Origin of the sequence: Synechococcus sp. Cruz-7E5, assembly GCF_024345995.1 — a bacterium.
Taxonomy (GTDB): Bacteria; Cyanobacteriota; Cyanobacteriia; order PCC-6307; family Cyanobiaceae; genus Regnicoccus_A.
Genome location: NZ_JAGQCE010000031.1, coordinates 1 through 5,194, shown reverse-complemented (window position 1 = coordinate 5,194; position 5,194 = coordinate 1). Strand labels below are relative to the sequence as shown.

Genomic DNA, 5,194 nt, shown 5'->3' with positions numbered 1-5,194 from the left:
TTCCGGTACATCTGCGGCTTTCAGCAGTTGTAGCAATCGTTGATTGCCCTGATCAAGGCCAGTTTATCGACTCTTGATTGCTGAAACAAGCTGCGCCGCAATGGATCAGCCTTTTTCAGGAGTCCCTAAGTGAGATCGCCCTTGAGGCCCTGCACCAGGCTGCGGTCGCCTTCGGGGTGGTTGGCCAGCCAGCCGCTGGCCGCGATCGGATTGCCGAGTTCGTCCAGGGCAAGGGCCCCACCCGGGGCGCCAGCCTCCCGTGGAGGGATGAAGTAGTGCACCACGGGGTAGAGGGCTCCGAGCGCCACCCCGGTGACGGCACCGAAGGTGAGCAGGTTCATGAACTGACGACGGCCCAGGTTGGGGGCCTCGCTGCTGGACGGTCGCGCGGGAATGAGGGTCATGACCTTGGGCCTCCAGATCGGCTTATGACGAGATGCGCATAGGGCAGAGAATCTCTTGAGCTGGCGTGGCTCAGCTTGCGGCGGCGAGAGCCGCCTGAACCTCCGGCAGGTGCACGGCATACATGCCGCGCAGCTCACCAACGGCCAGGTCGAACGCCTTGTCGTCGGGGTAGTTGTCTTTGATGAACGCAGGCCGACTGGCCTTGGTGCCGTGGCAGGCCAGGCAGCTCGGCTCGACGTTGATGCGGCGGTAGTAGTTCAGGCCGGCGCCCTGTTCAGCCACGGCCGGCTCCCAGAGCCCGTTGATCTCAGGGTGTCGGCTGAACAGATCGATCACCTCACGCTCCTGAGCGTTGGCGGGGGCATGGTCGGGGTTGCGGTACTTGCTGGCCACCTGGCGCACCTGCCAGCCGTTTTCCTTACCGATCGCCACAGCCCGCATGCCCACCGGTTTGCACACCTCCTTCATCGTTTTGATGGTGGGCTCCTCGGTTCGGCCCTCGAGGGTGGAGGCCAGGGAGATGCGCATCTGATCGAGCTGCTCCATCGCCACGACGGCCTTGGAGAGTGCTGCCGAATCGACCGGCGGCGAGACCTCTGCCGCCATGGCGGTACCCGGCCGGGCCGTCAACAGCCCAACGCCGACCAGCATCAGCAGCAGTGTGGAGAGGGCCAGCTTTGCCAGCCGCTTGAGCGGAGTGGTGAACGTCATCGGATCAGGTGCCAATGGTTGTTGGTGCTGCTGCGGAGTCCAGCAGCTTCTGGACGATTCCGATTCCCGTGATGGCCTGCCAGCCGAACAGCAGCAGCACTCCCCCATTGATGGCCACGTGCAGGCCCCGGGCCCAATCCTTGCCCTTCTGGAGGGAAGGGCCCAGGGAAGCCGTCGCGATCACCAGCACGGCAACGCCCAGACCGACGAACAGGTGGGGACCGAGGATCAGCTTGCCGTTCTTGAGGAAGGTGGCAGCCAGCCCACCGGCGGCCCCCAGCAGGATGAGGCCCAGGATCACCGCACCGATTTGGGCATGACGCTGGCCGAAGTGAAGAGGAAGCATCGCCTTGCGTTCCTCCGCACTCACCTTGCGGATCATGCTGGCCTTGTAGCCGAGGTAGCCCGAATAGAGCATCAGGCCGAGCAGCACCCACATCAGCACTGGGTGGACGAAGTTCAGGGCGAAGGGCATAGTGCCTGGGCAAGGGAAATGGAATGGATCCGCGCAGGCGGTGTCGACTCAAGTTTGGCCAGGAGGCCTATCGGTGAATCGGTAGGGAACCTGGAGATAACAAAGGGCCCGGATCTTTCCGGCCCTGGAAAGCTGTGAGCCCAGATTGATCCGGGCCCACAGGGGAGCTCAGCGAGGAAGCGGCTGGGTGGGAGTCAAAGGCCCACTAACCGATCGCCGGAGCGATGAGCGCCACGGGAGTGCTGGCAGACGTGGCCAAATCGAGGGGGAAGTTGTGCACGTTGCGCTCGTGCATCGCCTCGATGCCCAGACCGCCGCGGTTGAGCACATCGGCCCAGGTGTTGATCACCCGGCCTTGGTGATCCATCACCGAGTGGTTGAAGTTCAGCCCGTTGAGGTTGAACGAGAAGCTGGCCACGGCCAGGGCCGCGAACCAGATGCCGACCACGGGCCAGGCGGCCAGGAAGAAGTGGAGGCTGCGGCTGTTGTTGAAGGAGGCGTACTGGAAGATCAGGCGACCGAAGTAGCCGTGGGCTGCCACGATGTTGTAGGTCTCCTCCTCCTGGCCGAATTTGTAACCGCGGTTCTGGCTTTCGGTTTCGGTGGTCTCCCGCACCAGTGAGCTGGTGACGAGCGAGCCGTGCATGGCCGAGAACAGGCTGCCACCGAAAACGCCAGCCACGCCGAGCATGTGGAAGGGGTGCATCAGCACGTTGTGCTCGGCCTGGAGCACGAGCATGAAGTTGAAGGTGCCGGAGATGCCCAGGGGCATGCCGTCAGAGAAGGAGCCCTGGCCGATCGAATACACCAGCAGGACGGCGGTGGCGGCGGCTACCGGCGCGGAGTAGGCGACGGCTATCCAGGGGCGCATCCCCAGGCGGTAGCTCAGTTCCCATTCACGGCCCATCCAGCAGAAGATGCCGATCAGGAAGTGAAAGATGATCAACTGGTAAGGACCGCCGTTGTAGAGCCATTCATCAAGGCTGGAAGCGGCCCAGATCGGGTAGAAGTGGAGGCCGATGGCATTGCTGGATGGCACCACGGCCGCAGTGATGATGTTGTTGCCGTAGAGCAGGCCGCCGGAGACCGGTTCGCGGATGCCGTCGATGTCGACGGGAGGAGCGCCGATGAAGGCGATCACGAAGCAGATCGTTGCCGCCAGCAGGGTGGGGATCATCAGTACGCCGAACCAGCCCACGTAGAGGCGGTTATCGGTGCTGGTGACCCAGTCCTTGAAGATGTTCCATGGGTTGCCCCTGGAACGCTTGAGGGTGGTTGTCGTCATGGCGAGAAATCTGGACGGGACTCGGAAGAGCTGCGCTGGCGAGGGCGGACCATCGTGGGGGACGACCAGCCAGGCGCCAACTCTCCCTGGTAAAACAGTAGCGTTGAAGCCTTCTATGACGCAAGTGGCGCTATGAGCATTTCTTCTCAAATGGCTGATGCGGGTTTCCGCCCGGTTGCGCACCGGCTGCATCGACCGATCTGGAGGTCAGTGGTCGCCGCTGTTCTGCTTGCCCTGACCCTTACGGTGCTGCCGCTCCTGGCCCATGCAGAAGCCGATCCACAGCGTTGGACTCTCACGGATTCCTCGGGCCAGGTCTGGGGCCTGACCCTGTTCGAGCAGCCTGATCCCGCCTATCCAGCCGGGTGGCGCCTGCGCCTGACGGCCCGCTCACCCGGGCAGGTGGTGGATCACCAAAGGCCGCTGCTCCTGAGCGATGGCCTCGGCAGTGCCTGGACTCTGCCGAACCGCAGTGAGGAACTGGTGAGACAGGGGGAGGAGGTGATCCCCCAGTCCTCGGCCCAGTTCGACATGAGCGCCCTGGATCCCAGGCCCAGCGAAGTGTTGCCGCTGCAGCTGGAAGTGCCGAACGACGATCGAGAGGAGACCACCTTGGTCATGCTGCAACCCGAAGTGGTGCAGGCGCTCCATGAGCTGCCACCGAAACGCGGCTGAGAAGCTGGAGGCTCAAGTGTTCACTCCAGATGGACCCAGTTGAATGCAATAACGTGACCCCGTTCCGCTGGCTTCGCACAGGGTTGAGTAACACCTGGCGGGATTCCCGGTCCCGCCCTGCCACCGTCTGTGTTGTCTTAGGTCTGCTGCTGGTGCTTTCACCAGCTGCTCCAGCGCGGCCCGACAACCCTGTGGAGCTGCAGGGGCTCTGCTTCCGTTCTCCAGTTGCTCTCTCGAATCCCAAACCGGTGGGACTCGATGCGGTGATGGTGGCGCATCCGCCAGGAGCCGATGCGCAGAGCGAGCGCTTCAGCCTCACCGCCGTGCACTTTCCGCTTGTCGTCACCGACACCAAGGCCGGCATGACCACGGCCGAACTGCGCGACTACGTGGCAACGGTGTTCCTCGCCGGCCAGGCCAAAGAGGGAACGCCAATTCAGCGTCGCCTGCTGGAGAACCTTGTTGACGGCCTCGCCTTCTCCACCCCGATTCCCGCTCCCTCCTTGGCCGAGGTTTACGCCCTGCGGCTGCAGAATCGCGAAACTGTGGTGCTCGGCTTCAAGTTTCGCAGCGACTGGCGCAGTGAAGCTGAGAGCCTGATCACCGCGATCGCTGCCAGCCTGCAGGAGTGCAGCACTGACCAGCCATGAGCAGGCTCAGCGGCACCGAGTGCTGGCAGGTGCTGCCTTCGCCGGAGAGTGTGATGATCACTCCGCGGCTGGATGTCCAGCAACCACTGAATCTCTGGGATCTGCGTGCCCGAATTTGACTACGGGTTCACCTTGACTAGGAGGCTTGCGGGCGAATCTTGTGGCTTTCACAGGTGTGATTGTAATACCCATGACTGAAGCACGCTTGGCTGCTGATTGCCGGGGTGAATGTGATGGCAGTGATGATTGCCGGCGGTGGAGGGCTAATGTTCAAGTCGCTTCGAGATTATCAGGGCGAAGAGCGGGAGCGTAGGCGCATTGAGTTGGATGACTCAACGCAGAGCCTCAATGAAATCAGAGAAGAGTTGGAGCGATTAAAGTCCAGAATCAATAAGGATTAGATCACGCCAGTGGCCGCCTGACACCAAGATCCAGCAGGCGGGGTCACAGATGCTTCGATAGGATATAGAGCTTCTGCTCGCCGCTGAGCTGGAGCATTATACCGATCAGCTTAGAGCAGCATGAAAGTCATCCTTCTTGGAAACGCTGGAGCAGGGAAAAGCACCCTGTCCCGAAAATTGATCATCAAGCATCCCGCCGCGCGGCTGTCACTGGATGAGGTTGCATTTCAAGGAGGCACGGAAAGACGTCCTCTTCAAGACAGTATTAGGGATGTGCAAAACTGGATTGCAGGCAACGAGAGTTGGATCATCGAAGGCTGTTATGCCGACATTATTGAGCCTGCTTTGGAGCACTGTGATGAACTTATCTTCCTCAATCCAGGAGCAGATATATGCATTGCACATTGCCGCTCAAGAGCGTGGGAGCCTGACAAGTATGAGTCACGTAAAGAACAAGATGAGAACTTAGGGACTCCTGAAAAAGCCAGATCGACTGCGGCGCAACTTGTTTCAGTGATCGAGACCCGATAAACTGGCCTCGAACAGGGCAATTGACGATTGCTACAACTGCTGAACGCTGCAGATGTTCCGA

General features: G+C 61.2%; 7 protein-coding genes and 1 pseudogene. 4 read left to right on the top strand and 4 right to left on the bottom strand.

Annotated elements, in window-relative coordinates; translation table 11 throughout:
- Window positions 1-128: 128 nt before the first annotated feature.
- The 4 genes and pseudogenes from KBY77_RS16475 to psbA all read right to left on the bottom strand — a co-directional run.
- A pseudogene (locus KBY77_RS16475) lies at window positions 129-404 on the bottom strand (cytochrome b6-f complex iron-sulfur subunit); the annotation flags it as partial.
- A gap of 70 nt (window positions 405-474) precedes the next feature.
- Entirely contained in the window at window positions 475-1,116 is a 642-nt protein-coding gene (locus tag KBY77_RS16470; RefSeq protein ID WP_255106815.1) for a DUF3365 domain-containing protein, read from the bottom strand.
- A gap of 4 nt (window positions 1,117-1,120) precedes the next feature.
- A complete protein-coding gene (locus KBY77_RS16465; protein ID WP_255106813.1) occupies window positions 1,121-1,591 on the bottom strand; it encodes a DUF4079 domain-containing protein in 471 nt (156 codons plus the stop codon).
- A 205-nt stretch (window positions 1,592-1,796) separates the two neighbouring features.
- Complete coding sequence (gene psbA / locus KBY77_RS16460; protein WP_255106811.1) at window positions 1,797-2,876, bottom strand: photosystem II q(b) protein; 1,080 nt, start codon at window positions 2,874-2,876, stop codon at window positions 1,797-1,799.
- A gap of 210 nt (window positions 2,877-3,086) precedes the next feature.
- Between psbA and KBY77_RS16455 the strand changes: the two genes are divergently transcribed.
- From KBY77_RS16455 to KBY77_RS16440, 4 genes are all read left to right on the top strand, one after another.
- The gene (locus KBY77_RS16455; RefSeq protein ID WP_255106809.1) at window positions 3,087-3,551 is read left to right on the top strand and encodes a DUF3122 domain-containing protein; all 465 of its coding nucleotides are present in this window, start codon (window positions 3,087-3,089) and stop codon (window positions 3,549-3,551) included.
- 83 nt (window positions 3,552-3,634) lie between these two features.
- Entirely contained in the window at window positions 3,635-4,201 is a 567-nt protein-coding gene (locus KBY77_RS16450) for a hypothetical protein (RefSeq protein WP_255106808.1), read from the top strand.
- Window positions 4,198-4,320 carry a hypothetical protein gene (locus KBY77_RS16445; protein ID WP_255106807.1) on the top strand — a complete coding sequence of 41 codons (123 nt, stop codon included), beginning with the start codon at window positions 4,198-4,200 and terminating at the stop codon, window positions 4,318-4,320. Before KBY77_RS16450 ends, KBY77_RS16445 begins: the two co-directional genes overlap by 4 nt.
- Window positions 4,321-4,722: 402 nt before the next feature.
- A complete protein-coding gene (locus KBY77_RS16440) occupies window positions 4,723-5,133 on the top strand; it encodes a hypothetical protein (protein WP_255106806.1) in 411 nt (136 codons plus the stop codon).
- Window positions 5,134-5,194 lie beyond the last annotated feature (61 nt).